14 protein-coding genes and 1 pseudogene are annotated in these 13,359 nt (G+C 60.3%); 7 read left to right on the top strand and 8 right to left on the bottom strand.

Going from position 1 to position 13,359, the window contains the following annotated elements:
• Positions 1-28 precede the first annotated feature (28 nt).
• Complete coding sequence (locus ACFOJ9_RS18295) at positions 29-463, top strand: hypothetical protein (RefSeq protein ID WP_378980296.1); 435 nt, start codon at positions 29-31, stop codon at positions 461-463.
• Positions 463-1,307: pseudogene (locus ACFOJ9_RS18290) on the top strand (sterol desaturase family protein). Before ACFOJ9_RS18295 ends, ACFOJ9_RS18290 begins: the two are co-directional and overlap by 1 nt.
• A 104-nt stretch (positions 1,308-1,411) precedes the next feature.
• Here ACFOJ9_RS18290 and ACFOJ9_RS18285 read toward each other — a convergent pair.
• The 5 genes from ACFOJ9_RS18285 to ACFOJ9_RS18265 form a co-directional block, all read right to left on the bottom strand.
• Positions 1,412-1,702 carry a type II toxin-antitoxin system ParD family antitoxin gene (locus ACFOJ9_RS18285; RefSeq protein WP_378980295.1) on the bottom strand — a complete coding sequence of 97 codons (291 nt, stop codon included), beginning with the start codon at positions 1,700-1,702 and terminating at the stop codon, positions 1,412-1,414.
• Between the two features lie 64 nt (positions 1,703-1,766).
• Positions 1,767-2,288 carry a hypothetical protein gene (locus ACFOJ9_RS18280; RefSeq protein ID WP_378980294.1) on the bottom strand — a complete coding sequence of 174 codons (522 nt, stop codon included), beginning with the start codon at positions 2,286-2,288 and terminating at the stop codon, positions 1,767-1,769.
• Between the two features lie 3 nt (positions 2,289-2,291).
• Complete coding sequence (gene trmFO / locus ACFOJ9_RS18275; RefSeq protein ID WP_378980293.1) at positions 2,292-3,704, bottom strand: methylenetetrahydrofolate--tRNA-(uracil(54)-C(5))-methyltransferase (FADH(2)-oxidizing) TrmFO; 1,413 nt, start codon at positions 3,702-3,704, stop codon at positions 2,292-2,294.
• A 586-nt stretch (positions 3,705-4,290) separates the two neighbouring features.
• Positions 4,291-4,431 (bottom strand): DUF1127 domain-containing protein, encoded by a 141-nt coding sequence (locus tag ACFOJ9_RS18270; RefSeq protein WP_013531314.1) that lies wholly within the window; start codon positions 4,429-4,431, stop codon positions 4,291-4,293.
• A 49-nt stretch (positions 4,432-4,480) separates the two neighbouring features.
• Positions 4,481-4,621 carry a DUF1127 domain-containing protein gene (locus tag ACFOJ9_RS18265; RefSeq protein WP_013531315.1) on the bottom strand — a complete coding sequence of 47 codons (141 nt, stop codon included), beginning with the start codon at positions 4,619-4,621 and terminating at the stop codon, positions 4,481-4,483.
• A 236-nt stretch (positions 4,622-4,857) separates the two neighbouring features.
• On the opposite strand from ACFOJ9_RS18265, the gene ACFOJ9_RS18260 reads away from it, so the two are divergent.
• Genes ACFOJ9_RS18260 through ACFOJ9_RS18250 form a run of 3 tightly spaced genes read left to right on the top strand, consistent with a single transcriptional unit; the run spans position 4,858 to position 8,049 of the window.
• The gene (locus ACFOJ9_RS18260; protein WP_378980292.1) at positions 4,858-5,976 is read left to right on the top strand and encodes a DUF2157 domain-containing protein; all 1,119 of its coding nucleotides are present in this window, start codon (positions 4,858-4,860) and stop codon (positions 5,974-5,976) included.
• Positions 5,973-6,557 carry a GDYXXLXY domain-containing protein gene (locus tag ACFOJ9_RS18255; protein WP_378980291.1) on the top strand — a complete coding sequence of 195 codons (585 nt, stop codon included), beginning with the start codon at positions 5,973-5,975 and terminating at the stop codon, positions 6,555-6,557. Before ACFOJ9_RS18260 ends, ACFOJ9_RS18255 begins: the two co-directional genes overlap by 4 nt.
• Positions 6,558-6,600: 43 nt before the next feature.
• Positions 6,601-8,049, top strand: coding sequence for an aromatic amino acid lyase (locus ACFOJ9_RS18250; protein WP_378980290.1), 1,449 nt, complete (start codon positions 6,601-6,603; stop codon positions 8,047-8,049).
• 99 nt (positions 8,050-8,148) lie between these two features.
• Here ACFOJ9_RS18250 and ACFOJ9_RS18245 read toward each other — a convergent pair whose 3' ends face one another.
• The 3 genes from ACFOJ9_RS18245 to ACFOJ9_RS18235 form a co-directional block, all read right to left on the bottom strand.
• Positions 8,149-8,499, bottom strand: coding sequence for a hypothetical protein (locus tag ACFOJ9_RS18245; protein WP_378980289.1), 351 nt, complete (start codon positions 8,497-8,499; stop codon positions 8,149-8,151).
• 632 nt (positions 8,500-9,131) lie between these two features.
• On the bottom strand, positions 9,132-9,527 hold the full coding sequence (locus ACFOJ9_RS18240) for a GtrA family protein (RefSeq protein ID WP_378980288.1): 396 nt from the start codon (positions 9,525-9,527) through the stop codon (positions 9,132-9,134).
• The gene (locus tag ACFOJ9_RS18235) at positions 9,524-10,228 is read right to left on the bottom strand and encodes a class I SAM-dependent methyltransferase (protein WP_378980287.1); all 705 of its coding nucleotides are present in this window, start codon (positions 10,226-10,228) and stop codon (positions 9,524-9,526) included. Before ACFOJ9_RS18235 ends, ACFOJ9_RS18240 begins: the two co-directional genes overlap by 4 nt.
• An 82-nt stretch (positions 10,229-10,310) precedes the next feature.
• On the opposite strand from ACFOJ9_RS18235, the gene ACFOJ9_RS18230 reads away from it, so the two are divergent.
• Together ACFOJ9_RS18230 and ACFOJ9_RS18225 are read left to right on the top strand one after the other, a co-directional pair.
• Positions 10,311-12,350 carry a hypothetical protein gene (locus ACFOJ9_RS18230; protein WP_378980286.1) on the top strand — a complete coding sequence of 680 codons (2,040 nt, stop codon included), beginning with the start codon at positions 10,311-10,313 and terminating at the stop codon, positions 12,348-12,350.
• A 96-nt stretch (positions 12,351-12,446) separates the two neighbouring features.
• Positions 12,447-13,301 carry a glycosyltransferase family 2 protein gene (locus tag ACFOJ9_RS18225; RefSeq protein ID WP_378980285.1) on the top strand — a complete coding sequence of 285 codons (855 nt, stop codon included), beginning with the start codon at positions 12,447-12,449 and terminating at the stop codon, positions 13,299-13,301.
• Positions 13,302-13,359 lie beyond the last annotated feature (58 nt).

The following is a 13,359-nucleotide window of genomic DNA, read 5'->3' as shown; positions in this document are numbered from 1 at the left end:
CAGGCCGGCTGGAGGAGATGCCCGTTCAATGAGCTTGCCTTTGTTGGTCGCGATCGTCGCCCTTGGCATTGCGCTGTCGGTTGCCGCGGTGCATTTCACCGGCGGCAGCAAGACGGCGACGCTGGCCGGCGCGGATCAGGCGAGGAGCCGGTTCGCCGAGGATTTTCCCGACGAGATCGCGGCGGTGGTCCGCCTGACAGCGGATGGCCGATCGGCTTTCCTCGACCTCGGGCGGGCGCGCATTGGGATCGTTCACAGCATCGGCGACTGTTTTTTGACCCGCATCGTCAAGTCTCTGGACGTCGCTGCTTTGGCTGCCGATGATGCGAACACGGTCTCGTTCCGGCTCGCCGATTTCACCTGGAAGGGCGGCCGCTTCCGCTTTGCCAGCGCAGCGGATGCGCAAGGCGTGCTGGAAGCGCTTGAGCCGCGACATTCAAATTCCGCCAGGCAGGCCGCGTGATGGACAGCTACAATTTCCCGCAAGTCACCCAACTGGCCATCCCGTTCTTCGTTGTCGCGATCCTGATCGAGCTTTGGTTGGTGCGCACCGGCCGTGCCAAGGGTTCGTTCGAGACGCGCGACACCTTGACCAGCCTGATGATGGGCACCGGCAATGTCGTTGCGGGGCTGCTGCTTGGCGTCGTGTCCTACTGGGCGTTGCTGTGGCTCTGGCAATTCCGCGTCTTCAATCTCGGCCTGTCGGTCTGGGTGTTCCTCGCCGCCTTCCTGCTCGATGATCTGCGCTACTACGTCTATCACCGCATTGCCCACCGGGTCCGCTGGGTGTGGGCCGAACACGTCAATCACCATTCGAGCCAGCACTACAATCTGTCGACGGCGCTGCGGCAAAGCTGGACCGGCCTGTTCACCTTCATGTTCGTGCTGCAGGCTCCGCTGGTGCTGCTTGGCTTCCATCCGGCGGTGATTGCCTTCACCTTCGGCTTCAACCTGGTCTGGCAGTTCTGGATCCACACCGAGACCATCGGCAAGATGTGGGGCTGGTTCGTCTTCAACACGCCCTCACACCACCGCGTCCACCACGCCACCAATCCGCGCTATCTCGACGCCAACTATGCCGGCACGCTGATCATCTGGGACCGCATGTTCGGCACCTTCGTCGGGGAGCTGGAAGAAGACCGGCCGCGCTATGGGATCGTCAGGAACCTCGGCACAAGCCGCCGGGCTGGAGCCATGATGGCTCGCGCGAAACCTCGGAAAGCTTGAAGGCAGCGTATGTTCGGAGAAATCCGTCACAGGCGGGCAAGCCGGGGTTGCCGATGGCTGGTGTCGAGCCAGCCGAATAGCTGTTTTGTGACGGCTGTTAGACGGCTACTTCGAACTGCCATCGCGCATCATGCGCCTGAAGATGTTCGCCAGATCGTTCCTGGCGTCGTCGCTATACTCGACTTCAAGCCGCTGAATCATCAGTGCGGCTCGAATATTGGGCGAAAAGTCCTCGGAAGTGAGCGCGAACCTCTTCTCCCGAATGGCTTGGCCTCGTGTCCTCGACCGACGCCTTCACCCGCGCCCTGATCGAGGCCATGCGCTCGGCGTGTTCTTCCTCTTCGCGCTGGAAAGCGCGAAGCGCGGCGCGGATGACCTCGCTCGCCGATCCGAAAGACCCGTCCTCGACTTTCTCGCGGATCATGCGCGCCATGGCGGGCGTGACGGTGACAGTCAGTTTCTCGGCGGATTCCATGGATGCCTCACTCAAAAGGAAGTAGGATGGTATCCTACTTTCCTTTTGCACCCAATTGGCTCGCTCATGTGTCAGCTAATGCGTTGACCGAACCGATGTAGCGTCCGGACTGACCGTCGCCCGTGAAAGCAGGCGTTAGCTCGACGAGAGCATCAACGACTGCCGGCACCTCTGAGGCGGGCGTCTCCCGCGAGAAATGAGCGCAGACATACACACCCTGAGGATGTGACGGGTTCAGCCGGGCTTGGATGTTCCAGGACGGCGCCAGCGAATAGAGCCTCTTCATGAAATCGAGGAGGAACTGTTCGGTGTAGGGGCCTTCGAGGCGCTCTACGGCAACAACCCTCTTCAAACTTCTATCGCGGTTCTCATTGTAACTCTCGTTGTCGATCACCCAGCCCTTGCCGCCGTGGGGCTGGCCGATCAACGCTTCCAGCGCTGGTATATGAGTGCCGCGCAATTTCTGCAGGTTATTGCATCTGATGTAGATGCTCCAGACAATGTCGTAGTCGCCGGCGAAAGGTTCCTCGCTCGTAGAGAGCCCCGGTGGTAAAAGCTGGAACGGTAGGCCAGAGGAACCGGGCATAAGCTATTCCGCCGCTTCGGCCGTTTGCGCCGCCAATCCCAGCCATTGCCGGCAATCGGCGCGTGCGCGCGATGTGATGGCGTGCCGCTTGGCAACGGTCTTGTCCTTGCCGCGCATGCGTTTGCCCTCGGTCTTCGGGGCTTCCACTGGCGGAAACAGGCCGAAATTGACATTCATCGGCTGGAAGGAACGCTTTCCCGGCTCGTCGTCTGAAACGATGTGGCCACCGGTGATGTGGTTGAGCAAGGCGCCGAAAGCGGTGGTGAGCGGCGGCAGCGACGGTGCCCGGTCGAGCCTTTCGGCGGCGGCGAAGCGGCCGGCGAGCAGGCCGATCGCAGCACTTTCCACATAGCCTTCGCAGCCGGTGATCTGGCCGGCGAAGCGCAGGCCGGGGCGCGACTTCAGCTGCAGCGAGGCGTCCAGCAAGGTCGGCGAGTTGATGTAGGTGTTGCGGTGCAGGCCGCCGAGGCGGGCGAAATCGGCGTTTTCGAGACCCGGTATGGTGCGAAGCACGCGCACCTGCTCGGCATGCTTCAGCTTGGTCTGGAAACCCACCATGTTGTAGAGCGTGCCCAGCGCATTGTCCTGGCGCAGCTGGACGACCGCATAGGCCTTGACCGTCGGATTGTGCGCGTTGGTCAGCCCCATCGGCTTCATCGGTCCGTAACGCAGCGTCTCGACACCGCGTTCGGCCATGATCTCGATCGGCAGGCAGCCGTCGAAATAGGGCGTGCCTTCCCATTGCTTGAATTCGGTCTTTTGACCCTCCACAAGCGCCGCCACGAAGGCGAGGTATTGCTCCTTGTCCATCGGGCAGTTGATGTAGTCCTTGCCGGTGCCGCCTGGCCCGACCTTGTCGTAGCGCGACTGGAACCAGCATGTGTCCATGTCGATCGTGTCGAAATGGATGATCGGGGCAATGGCGTCGAAGAAGGCGAGCGCATCGGCGCCGGTCATGTCCGTGATCGACTGGGCAAGTGAAGGTGCGGTCAGCGGCCCCGTGGCGACGATCGCCTGGTCCCAGTCCGCCGGCGGCAGACCCTGCACTTCCTCGCGCTGGATGGTAATCAGCGGATGCGCTTGAAGCTTTTTCGTCACCGCCTCGGAGAATCCGTCGCGGTCGACGGCAAGCGCGCCGCCGGCCGGCACTTGATTGGCATCGCCGGCGCTCATGATCAGCGAGCCGGCCAGCCGCATTTCGGCGTGCAACAGGCCGACGGCATTGTTTTCGGCGTCGTCGGAGCGGAACGAATTGGAACAGACGAGTTCGGCCAGGCCATCGGTCTTGTGGGCATCGGTGCCGCGAACGGGCCGCATTTCATGCAGGATGACGGGAACGCCGGCTTGCGCTGCCTGCCAGGCGGCTTCGGAGCCGGCGAGGCCGCCGCCGATGATGTGGATGGGATTGTTGCTCATGAGCGCCGGAATAATCGCTTGGTGCGGCGATTGCAATTGCCGTGCGTGGTGCGGGCAAACAGCGGCTCGGGGAATCAACCCCTGAATACAACAACACCCGCCGGGGGAGGAGGTCCGGCGGGTGTCGTTTTTGGGGTCGACCCTCGGGAGGAGGTGAAGGCCGACCGTATTCGTCATCGCCGGGGAGGAGGTCGGCTTTGACGAAAACTCTTTCGCCGTTTTTGAAAGGGGCGAAACCTCTGGAGCAAAATTCGTTTTGCCCCGGGGAAACAACGCCCGCCGCGGGAGGAGGTGCGGCGGGCGCCGTTTTGGTGGCCGACCTTCGGGAGGAGGTGAAGGTCGGGCCTATTCGTCATCGCCGGGGAGGAGGTCGGCTTTGACGAAAACTGGTTCGCTGTTTTGAGAGGGCGAAACCTCTGCGGCAAAATTCATTTTGCCCCGGGGAAACAACGCCCGCCGCGGGAGGAGGTGCGGCGGGCGCCGTTTTGGTGGTCAACCCTTGGGAGGAGGTAAGGGGTGACCGTATTCGTCAGGGTCGGGGAGGAGGGTCGACCCTGGCGAAATTCCGTTTAGATCGCCATTCTGGTTAGATGGCTTGCCGGGCGATGATCTTGATTTCGTCACGGACGATACCGAGATCATGCAGCTGGCGGTTCGAAAGGCGACCCAGCTCGGTAACCGTCTCGCGATAAACGCGCCAGTTACGATAGTTGCGGATCAGGTTCATTGTCGTTCTCTTTTTCAAAACTGGTTCGGACCATTCGCGGTCCGAAGAATTAGACCGCCTTGCGGGCGACGTAAGGAATGTCGCTGCGGCTGATGCCGAGGTCGGTCAGTTCACGGTTGCTCAGGCGGCTCAGCTCGGACACGGTGTCCCTGTAGCGGCGCCAGTTGCGGTAGTTGCGGATCAGGTTCATGGTAGTTCTCGTTTCGTCTTTCTTGCGGATCATTCCGTTTGTGTACGAACCATAAATAGGCGGGGTCATATCGATTTAAAAGCGCTATGGCTGCATGGCAGCAATGCAAATTGTGCAATGCAGCATTAACGCGCGTTCACGGACCTGACACAAAGAAACCCGAATCGGAAAATGCCGCCGCGTCAACGGTTTGACCGGGTCGGCTGAAAAAAAGACCAAACTGGGGGAGAAGCGGCATGGCGAGCTATTCGTCACGGGTCAGGTCGGATATAGCGCGATGGCTGCAGGCGGGCCTGATCGATGCGGCGACCGCCGATTCCCTGACACGCGATATCGAGGCCAATGAGCGCAAGTCGTTCAGCTTCGGCTCTATCCTGGCGATGATGGCCGCATTGTTGTTCGGTGCCGCCATCCTGATCTTCGTTGCCGCCAACTGGGACGCCATCCCGCGCCTGGCACGCGTGGCGGCACTGTTTGCCGTCATCCTTGGCGGCTATGTCGGCGGCGCGGTGTTGAAGACGCGCGACCATGCGGCGATCGGCGAGGCATTGTGGATCGTGGCGGCTGCGGCTTTCGGCGGTTCGATCGCACTGATCGGCCAGATGTATCATCTGTCCGGCGACGAGGCGTCGGCCCTGGTCACCTGGGGCGCCGGCACGGCGTTGGCGGCGGTCGCACTGCGTTCGAACCCGCTGACCGTCGCTTCGGTCGGCATTGCCGACGCCTGGCTATTCCTCAAGGGCTTCGACTATTACAGCCGCAGCGACTTTCCGCATGCCTTCGTCGTCATGGCGATCGTGCTGTTTGCCGTTTCTTTCTGGACCCGCAGCCAGGCGGCGCGCCACCTGATCATCCTGTCGGTGCTGTTCTATCTGGTGCTGCTGGCCGCGAACCACGACACACTGCAGGTGGCGGTCCCGCTGGTCGTCGCGTCGGTGCTGCTGTTCGCGGCCTCCATCCTGGCTCCGGACCCGGTCGACAAGATCGTGCAGCTCGGCGGCCGCTTGCCCTTGCACGCGCTGCTCGGCTTCCTCACCGGCCTGGCAATGATCCAGTTCGAACTGGCCGACGAGAGCACCTACAACAGCGGTTTTGCCATCGCCTCGATCGTCGCGCTCGCCGGCATTGTCGCGGCAATCGTGCTGGCAGGGCGGGAGAGCCGCGGTTTGCGCTGGCTCGCCTATCTCGGCTTCGCCTTCGAACTCGCCATCATCTATGTGGTGACCTTGCAATCGATGCTCGATACGGCCGGCTTCTTCCTGGCCGCCGCGGTGCTGCTCGGCATTCTTGCGATCGTCATCATCCGCGTTGAAAAGCGCATGAAGGGCCCAGTTGCCAAGGGAGCCACGGCATGATGACCGGGAAAAGACTTGTTATTTCGGCATTGGTGCTGGCGGTTGTCCAGATAGGCTTCCTGAGCTGGATCATCGCCGGCCGCGCGGCGATCCTGCGCAACGGCAAGGAAGTGCTGCTGAAGGTCGAGCCCGTCGATCCACGCGATCTCCTGCGCGGCGACTACATTATTCTCGGCTACGAGATTTCGCGGATACCGGTGAAAATGATCGCTGACATACCGCCCGACAAATTTTCCAGCGACGACACCTCGATTGTCGTGCGCCTGAAGAAGGGCGCAGACGGCTACTGGACGCCGGCTGCCGCCTGGTTCGGCAAGGCGCCGACACCGGCCGCTGCCGACGAGGCCGACATATCAGGCCATGTCACCGAAGGCTGGGACCTCCGCGGCGAAGGGATGACCATCGCGCCGGACTACGGCATCGAGCGCTTCTACCTGCCGGAGGGCGAGGGGCTGGCGATCCAGAACGACATGCGGGTGCGACCGTTCGGCATCCGTCTGGCGCTCGCCGGCGACGGCACCGCGCAGATCAAGGCGCTGGTGGACGGCGACAAGACGCTGTTCGAGGAACCACTCTATTAGTATCCATACCTGCCGTATCAGCATCCGTACCGTGGTGTGAAGCATGCCAGTTAGCCTGTCGACGCGTGAGGACATCAACCTCGACACTGTTTTGCGCATCGCGTGGAAGAAGGACACGGTGGAGATCGGCGAGAAGGCCTTGCGGCGCATCGCCGAATGCCGTGCCTCATTCCTGAAGCTGATTGAATCCGACCCGCCACCGGTCATCTATGGCGTCACCACCGCCATGGGGGAGTTGGCGAGCCGCAAGCTCGAACCCGACGAGCGGGACCGCCATGCGCGCATCAAGGCGTTCGCCGCCGCCACCTCGTTCGGCGATCCCTTGCCGGACCGCGTGGTCCGCGCGATCGTGCTTGCCCGCCTGGCCAACTTCATCGAAGGCAACGCCGCCACCACGCCGCGCATCGCGCTTGCCGTTGCCGAGATGCTGGATGGCCGGCCGATGCCGACAGTGCCGGCCTCCGGCCAGGGCGGCGCCGGCGAGATCCTGGCGCTCTATCCGCTGTTCGCCGAGCTTTCGACGCGCTTCGATCTGGAGGTCAAGGAACGGGGCTCGCTGATCAACGGCTCGCCTTGCGCTGCCGCTCTGGTGGCGGATGCTGCGCTCGCGGCACGCCGCCGCGTCCGCATGGCGCAAAAAGTGTTCGCGCTGTCGATCGAAGCGTTTCGTGCGCCGCTCGAGCATTACGACGCGGCGCTCGACGCGCTCTGGGGCGATGACCATGAAGCCGCGGCCCTGCGGGGATTGCGGGAATTCCTGGTCGGCGCCGGCGACGGGCGGCGCAATTATCAGGCGCCGGTCAGCTACCGCATCGTGCCGCGCGTGCTCGGCCAGGCGCATCGTGCGCTGTCGATGGCCGAGCGGGCGGCCACCGTGTCGCTGGCCTCGATATCGGACAATCCGGTGTACATCCCGCCTGACGACGCACATCCGCTCGGCCGCTGCATCTCGACCGGCGGCTATCACAATGCGATGGCGACGCCGGCGCTGGACGATTTGGCGGCGATATGGGCCGATATCTGCCTGCTCTGCGACCGCCACGCCTCCAAACTCCTCAACGGCAAGGTCTCGCTGCTGCCCGATCTCTTGATGACCGGACGACACTCGGCCGACAGCGACGGTCACGGCAATGTCGGCTATGTGCCGATGGCGATCACCGGCTATCTCGAGCAGGCCAAGCTGGCGGCACAGCGCACCTTCATTCCGGGAACGGAATCGGCCGGCGCCGGACAGGACGATGTCGCCACCACGGCGTTCTTCGCATGGACCAAGGAAGCGACCGCCGGACGCTGCGTCGATGCCGCCATGGCGATGCTGGCGATGATGGCCTCGCAGGCACTGCACGTCACCGAACGCACGCCGCCGCCGGCGCTTCAGACCTTCGTCGATGAGATCAGAGCCATCATGCCGCCGGTCGGTGACGATCGTGTGTTGGGGCCGGAACTTGCCAGGTTGGCCGAGTGGTTCACGCGCCAGGTCTTCGAGGCGTAGCCTAAAGCTCTTGGGGCAAATGCTGGGATTGGTCGGCGCAAATCGTCGGCCTCATCACTGCTTCATAAGCCGTTGGCAGATGGCTGGCCGACGGTCGTTTCAGCCAAGCTTTCTGCGAAGCAGGCCAAAGTCGACAAGGCGCAAAAGTCTTGTCTTGTCGCTGATGAGCTTGTCGAACGCCGCATCGAAATCACTACCGATTGCAAGCCACTCGCCTTTCAGCCCCCGAGCGCGCCGGGCGCGCAGCCAGTTCTTTATCTTCGCGCCAGTTCCCATGGGCTTCAAAATGACACCAAAGCCGTAATCGGCATCGACGGTGAAATAGTCGAGATTCGGATTGCCCAGCACGAAATCGATGTATGCCTTGTAGGTTACGCCGCACCACTCGCCGTGGAAAAAAGCGGGATTGGCTGCCGCCCGGTCCGGGGGCAGGCAATCATGCACCACCACGGCACCCCCGGGCGCAACCATGCGGAAGCCTCCCTGATGTCTCGCGCCGAGCACTCGTATGTGTGATGCGGATCAACGAAGACAAGGTCGAACGTCTGTCCCTTTAGGCGCGTGTCTTCGAGGCATGCGGCGATATCTTCATCTGCGGAGGTGAAATCGACAGGGAGACCATCAAGCGGCGCCTCAGTCGCCCGATAGACCAGACGCATGCAGGGCTGAAATCCCAATTGCTGTGCTTCCGCGTACCTGAAGCCAGTGGTGCTCGTGTTGATCTCAAGGTAGCTCGTGAGCCCGAAGCGAACCGAGAGCAGCCCACAGATGTGCGCCTTGTTCCAGTATTCAAGTGTCATTGTTGTCCCGCCATTTCCCCATAATGAGTTGATCTCATTGTCGGCTATGTCTCAAGCGATCAATCAGCAGGACGCTCGCCAGGCGCAGGGCTGCCGTCTCGGTACGTTCAGGCGCACAGTGGTGTCGTCGAACATAATGGTCCCACGGCAGTTTCCTCTGCGTCTTCGCGGGTAGATCCGTTTCAGTCGGGAGTTTCGGCCGGCTTCAGGGGCGTCGCACCTGAGCGCTTGGACTTGCTTGCGGTTGATGGTGATCGGCGGTGAACCGATTCGGGGCCAGGTTCAAGCAGTCGGCTTTCTGGCAAAAACCCATGCCTGAAATGTCAGAAAGTTCAATGCCGGGATTGCGATGCTGATGATGGCGAAGGTTTGCCATCCGGAGAAATATCCCTGGTGCGCCAAATAAGTGGTGACCGAGATTACCAGCAGGCTCATTGCCTGGACGACACAGAACTTTGCCCATTCGCCTAACACTGCTGCGTCCGAGGCGAATGTCAGCTTTCGGTGCCCAATAAAGGAAACCGGCACCAGAACCACGTAGGCCAAATAGGCAGACACCGTCTCGGTGAAGCCGCCGAGCAGATGCAGACCATTGGCGATGGCAAAGTACGCGCCGGTATTGGCAAGTCCCACGGCACAGAAAATGACAAATTGCCTCAAGCGGGCACTGGAGGTCATTGACGCCGGCCAAGAACATAATACTGGGCGCCAAGCGGCACGCCGCCGAAAGCATCGTCAACGCGCCTGAGCACACCCTCAATGGCCGGAACCGTAAGGATATAGCGACCCGCGACATCGCGCAGGCCCGCTCCTCTGAGATATTCCACCACCTGTTTCTTCGCGAGCAGGACCGCGTCCTCGTCGAATGGACACGTCGATACTGCCCGGCGGGTCAGCGGATTGTACGGATTGTGCTCGAAGATCAGCACCACGCCGCCGGGGCGAGTGACGCGCGCGAGTTCGGAAGAAAATTTTATCCAGTTGGCTGGCGGTACGTGATGCATGACGCAGATGGCATACACGGCATCAAATTCCCCATCCTGGAACGGCAGTTCTATCCCATCCGAGACACGATAAATCAGGCCCGGGTTTCTCAGCTTCGCCTCATCAATGCATTCGGATGAAGGATCGACGCCCGTAAGCTTGCCGATCTTGTCTCGAAGGAGTTCGTGGTAGTTTCCAATCCCACAGCCCACGTCGAGAACCGAAAGCTTTTCGGTTGGCCCGAGTCTGTCTTCGAGGAGGCCTAGCAACCGCGCAGCCTTGGCGCGGGTGAAGAAATCGACTTTCAAACCCGAAAAGGAAATCGCGTTGTTCACAGCCTCCGAGTAGGAGTTGCGATACGCATCGAACTCATTGCCGGTTGCGTTCTTGCTCAATCTACAATTTCTCCGCTAAAAGCACGCCGTTTATCATCGGCCGCCATCGAGCGGCAAGCCCGTTGTCTCGAAAGGTAGCCACATGCTCGAAGCCCATTTGTTGCGGCGATGGACCCTGATCTGGGCGCTTTCTTCGCTGGCGATGCTGGGCGTTGTCGCAGCCTACGTACACCGGGAAAGCCCCGCGTACACTTGGGATTATGCGTTATATTGGAACACTTTTGAGGACTATGGGAATTACTTCGCGACCGACCCTGCCAGGGCGCTGAAGGCTTTTTTGGGTGGGATCTGGACTCAAGACTATAACCCGTCCGGGGTACTGCCCCTCCTGCCATTTTACGCCCTGTTCGGTCCCGGACGGATCGTCTATGTAAGCGCCGTCGCGCTGCTTTATCTGCTCCCGACAACGCTCATTGCGACAGCTGTCTACAGCCACATGGCGAAGACCACCTCGGGCTTGTTGCCGATCTTCCTGGTGGCGCTGACATTTCTGCCTTTTTGGGCGCCGACCCTCCGAGGAATGCTGGACATAGTTGGCCTCGTTTTCCTGGGCCTCTCCACGCTGCTGCTGTTTAGATCCGATTTCCTCACGAGGCGACCAGTTGTCAATGGCCTTCTTCTGGGCCTTCTGATCTGGCTGCCATTCCTGTTTCGGCGCTGGTACGCCTACAGCGTCGTCATGTTCTTCGTCGTTGCCTTTCTGGTTGGGTCAGCCAAGGCGATCCACGAACGGACCGGGCTCCGAGCTATCCTGACTATGGGCTGCAGTCAGGTGATCGCCGGCGTCGTGCTCGTCACCTTGGCGCTCGCGTTTCAATACGCGCTCGTGGTTCGCGCGTTCACAACCTCGTATAGTGATCTTTACAGCGCCTACCAGGTGCCTTTCCCGACTCATCTCGGGATGTTTGCAAGCCGTTTCAGCCCTTACATGCTTGCGCTGACGGTGATCGGAGCGATCGTGCTTCTCGCGAACAAAAGCTTCGAGGGAGCCTTCTGCCTGATGGCTGCAGTCGGGACTTTCCTGCTTTTCATTAGAACTCAACAAATCGGTCCTCACCATTTCCTGCCGATCGCGTTCTGGCTTTTGCCGCTCTTGCTTGCTGGCGTAGCGCGCTGCGCCGGATATCTGGGAGTTTTGCCGATTCAATTCCGGCTTTGGCCTTTTGCCGCGATTGCGGTTGCAACCTTTCTTGTGGCCATCGCTCCGTTGTCGCGATCACTGGGGCCTACGGCCCATATCTTCGTTCCGCGCAGCGATGTGAGCCCGCTCCATCTGGATAACTATGCCGAGTACGAGCGACTCACTTCCGATCTCGAGCGACTAACCGCCAATGGCGAAAAATTCGTGGTCTATGCATCAACCAAGATATTATCGGATTCCCTGCTCCTGGCTCTCGATCGAAATCTTCGAGACCGAGTGATCTATGCCCCCGCCATCGCGAATCAGGATCTTTTCAATTTTGACGCCTTGCGATCTGATTTCGCCGTTGCGGCGACGCCACCGCAGGAACAGCAAGCACCTGGAAGTCAAGCCAACATAACAATCCCTGGTCAATGGCTACTTGACCGACGCGGTTTTGGGCGGGCCTATGAGAGGGTCGGCTCCGACTACACGCTCATGGATGGCGTACGGGGATATCTTTTTCGACGCGTTCGACCGGTTACGCTTGAAGAGGTCGACGAACTTGTAACCGAACTTGATCGCCATTATTCCGGCTGGGGTCAGATGTTCCGATCCTCAATGGCGATGCCATTTGCAGCGCGGAACCAGACCCTCGGAGATCAATGGGGGCAAATCATCATAACGGGACCGAATACGTTTCTTATCCATCCTGGAACGAACCTGCCGACTTCGATCAAGCTGCCGTTTCAGCCTGCCATTAGCCGACTGCCAAAGCGCCTTAATCTATCCATCTCGGGCAAAGTTCTAGAACAATGCCCCACCGCCGATGGCGTGGCGGCAAATGTCATGTTCAATGAGCGAGAGATTTGGTCGGGTGTCGTTTTGCCCGGAGGCAACACGACAATTCAACTGCCGGAAGAAAGCGGGATGCTTTCGGTTGTTGTCCATGACAGGTCCCAACCGAGTTGCGATCATGCTGTCGCAACATTTGAGTTTTAGCCATGCAGAAAATTGCTGATCAAGTCGCCCTGTCGATTGTGATTCCAGTCTATCGGAGCGCGGACGTTCTCCCCGAGCTTATATCCCAGGTGAAGGGTGCGCTCGCTGGAAGATGGCCATTATGAGCTGGTCCTGGTCAATGATTGCAGCCCGGACGAAAGCTGGAGCCATATTGAGCGCTACGCCAAGGAGTTCCCTTGGGTGCGCGGCATCTCTCTCCGCAAAAACTTTGGCCAGCATAACGCGACCATGGCAGGACTAAGGTACTCGCGCGGGCGCGTCATCGTTGTCATGGACGATGACCTGCAACACCCCCCATCCGCCATCCTCGCTCTCGCTGCGACGATCGAGAAAGGATTTGACGTTTGCTACACCCGGTACAATGAGCGCAAACATGCTGCTTGGAAGAAGTGGGGCAGCCGCCTCAATGACATCGTGGCTGGCTGGGTGCTCAAAAAGCCTCGCGATCTTTACCTTTCATCCTTCAAGGCGATGAGCCGCGGAGCCGTCGACGCGGTTCTGGCCTATGATGGCCCCTACGCCTATGTCGACGGACTGATCTTCAATGTGACGAACTCAGTCACCTCGGTCGATATCGATCATCAGGAACGCTTTTCCGGCGCGGGCAACTACAATCTGAAGCGATCCGTGTCGCTGTGGCTCAAGATGGCCACGGGGTCGTCCGTCTATCCTCTTCGCATTGCGACGGTGTTCGGATTCGCGATGGCGGCCGTCAGCCTGATATTCTTGGCACTAATCATAATACAGCGATTGACGCATCCCGAGATGCAGCCCGGCTGGGCATCGGTCATCGCCACCATTCTCCTGATAGGCGGATTGCAGATGGTCTTTTTGGGCATTCTCGGCGAGTATCTTGGGCGCGTCTACATTCGGCTCAACAACACGCCGCAATATGTCGTTCGGGAAACCACCTTTTCGAATTCCAACTGATCTCGGCAGGGTCGAGCCAGTCGCCGGCTGCTGCGTCGGTGTAGGTGCCGATAGTCGA

The sequence above is a fragment of the Mesorhizobium cantuariense genome (genome assembly GCF_042647205.1).
Classification (GTDB): Bacteria; Pseudomonadota; Alphaproteobacteria; order Rhizobiales; family Rhizobiaceae; genus Mesorhizobium; species Mesorhizobium cantuariense.
The sequence above is the reverse complement of the archived record's forward strand: the minus strand, read 5'-3'. Positions and strand labels throughout refer to the sequence as shown.

What these genes read in the sequence shown, in the direction of transcription:
- ACFOJ9_RS18240 (WP_378980288.1), bottom strand. Translation starts at nt 9,527, where the DNA reads ATGACCTCCAGTGCCCGCTTGAGGCAATTTGTCATTTTCTGTGCCGTG.
- trmFO (WP_378980293.1), bottom strand. Translation starts at nt 3,704, where the DNA reads ATGAGCAACAATCCCATCCACATCATCGGCGGCGGCCTCGCCGGCTCC.
- ACFOJ9_RS18295 (WP_378980296.1), top strand. Translation starts at nt 29, where the DNA reads ATGAGCTTGCCTTTGTTGGTCGCGATCGTCGCCCTTGGCATTGCGCTG.
- ACFOJ9_RS18270 (WP_013531314.1), bottom strand. Translation starts at nt 4,431, where the DNA reads ATGAACCTGATCCGCAACTATCGTAACTGGCGCGTTTATCGCGAGACG.
- ACFOJ9_RS18255 (WP_378980291.1), top strand. Translation starts at nt 5,973, where the DNA reads ATGATGACCGGGAAAAGACTTGTTATTTCGGCATTGGTGCTGGCGGTT.
- ACFOJ9_RS18285 (WP_378980295.1), bottom strand. Translation starts at nt 1,702, where the DNA reads ATGGAATCCGCCGAGAAACTGACTGTCACCGTCACGCCCGCCATGGCG.
- ACFOJ9_RS18280 (WP_378980294.1), bottom strand. Translation starts at nt 2,288, where the DNA reads ATGCCCGGTTCCTCTGGCCTACCGTTCCAGCTTTTACCACCGGGGCTC.
- ACFOJ9_RS18230 (WP_378980286.1), top strand. Translation starts at nt 10,311, where the DNA reads ATGCTCGAAGCCCATTTGTTGCGGCGATGGACCCTGATCTGGGCGCTT.
- ACFOJ9_RS18250 (WP_378980290.1), top strand. Translation starts at nt 6,601, where the DNA reads ATGCCAGTTAGCCTGTCGACGCGTGAGGACATCAACCTCGACACTGTT.
- ACFOJ9_RS18260 (WP_378980292.1), top strand. Translation starts at nt 4,858, where the DNA reads ATGGCGAGCTATTCGTCACGGGTCAGGTCGGATATAGCGCGATGGCTG.
- ACFOJ9_RS18265 (WP_013531315.1), bottom strand. Translation starts at nt 4,621, where the DNA reads ATGAACCTGATCCGCAACTACCGCAACTGGCGCCGCTACAGGGACACC.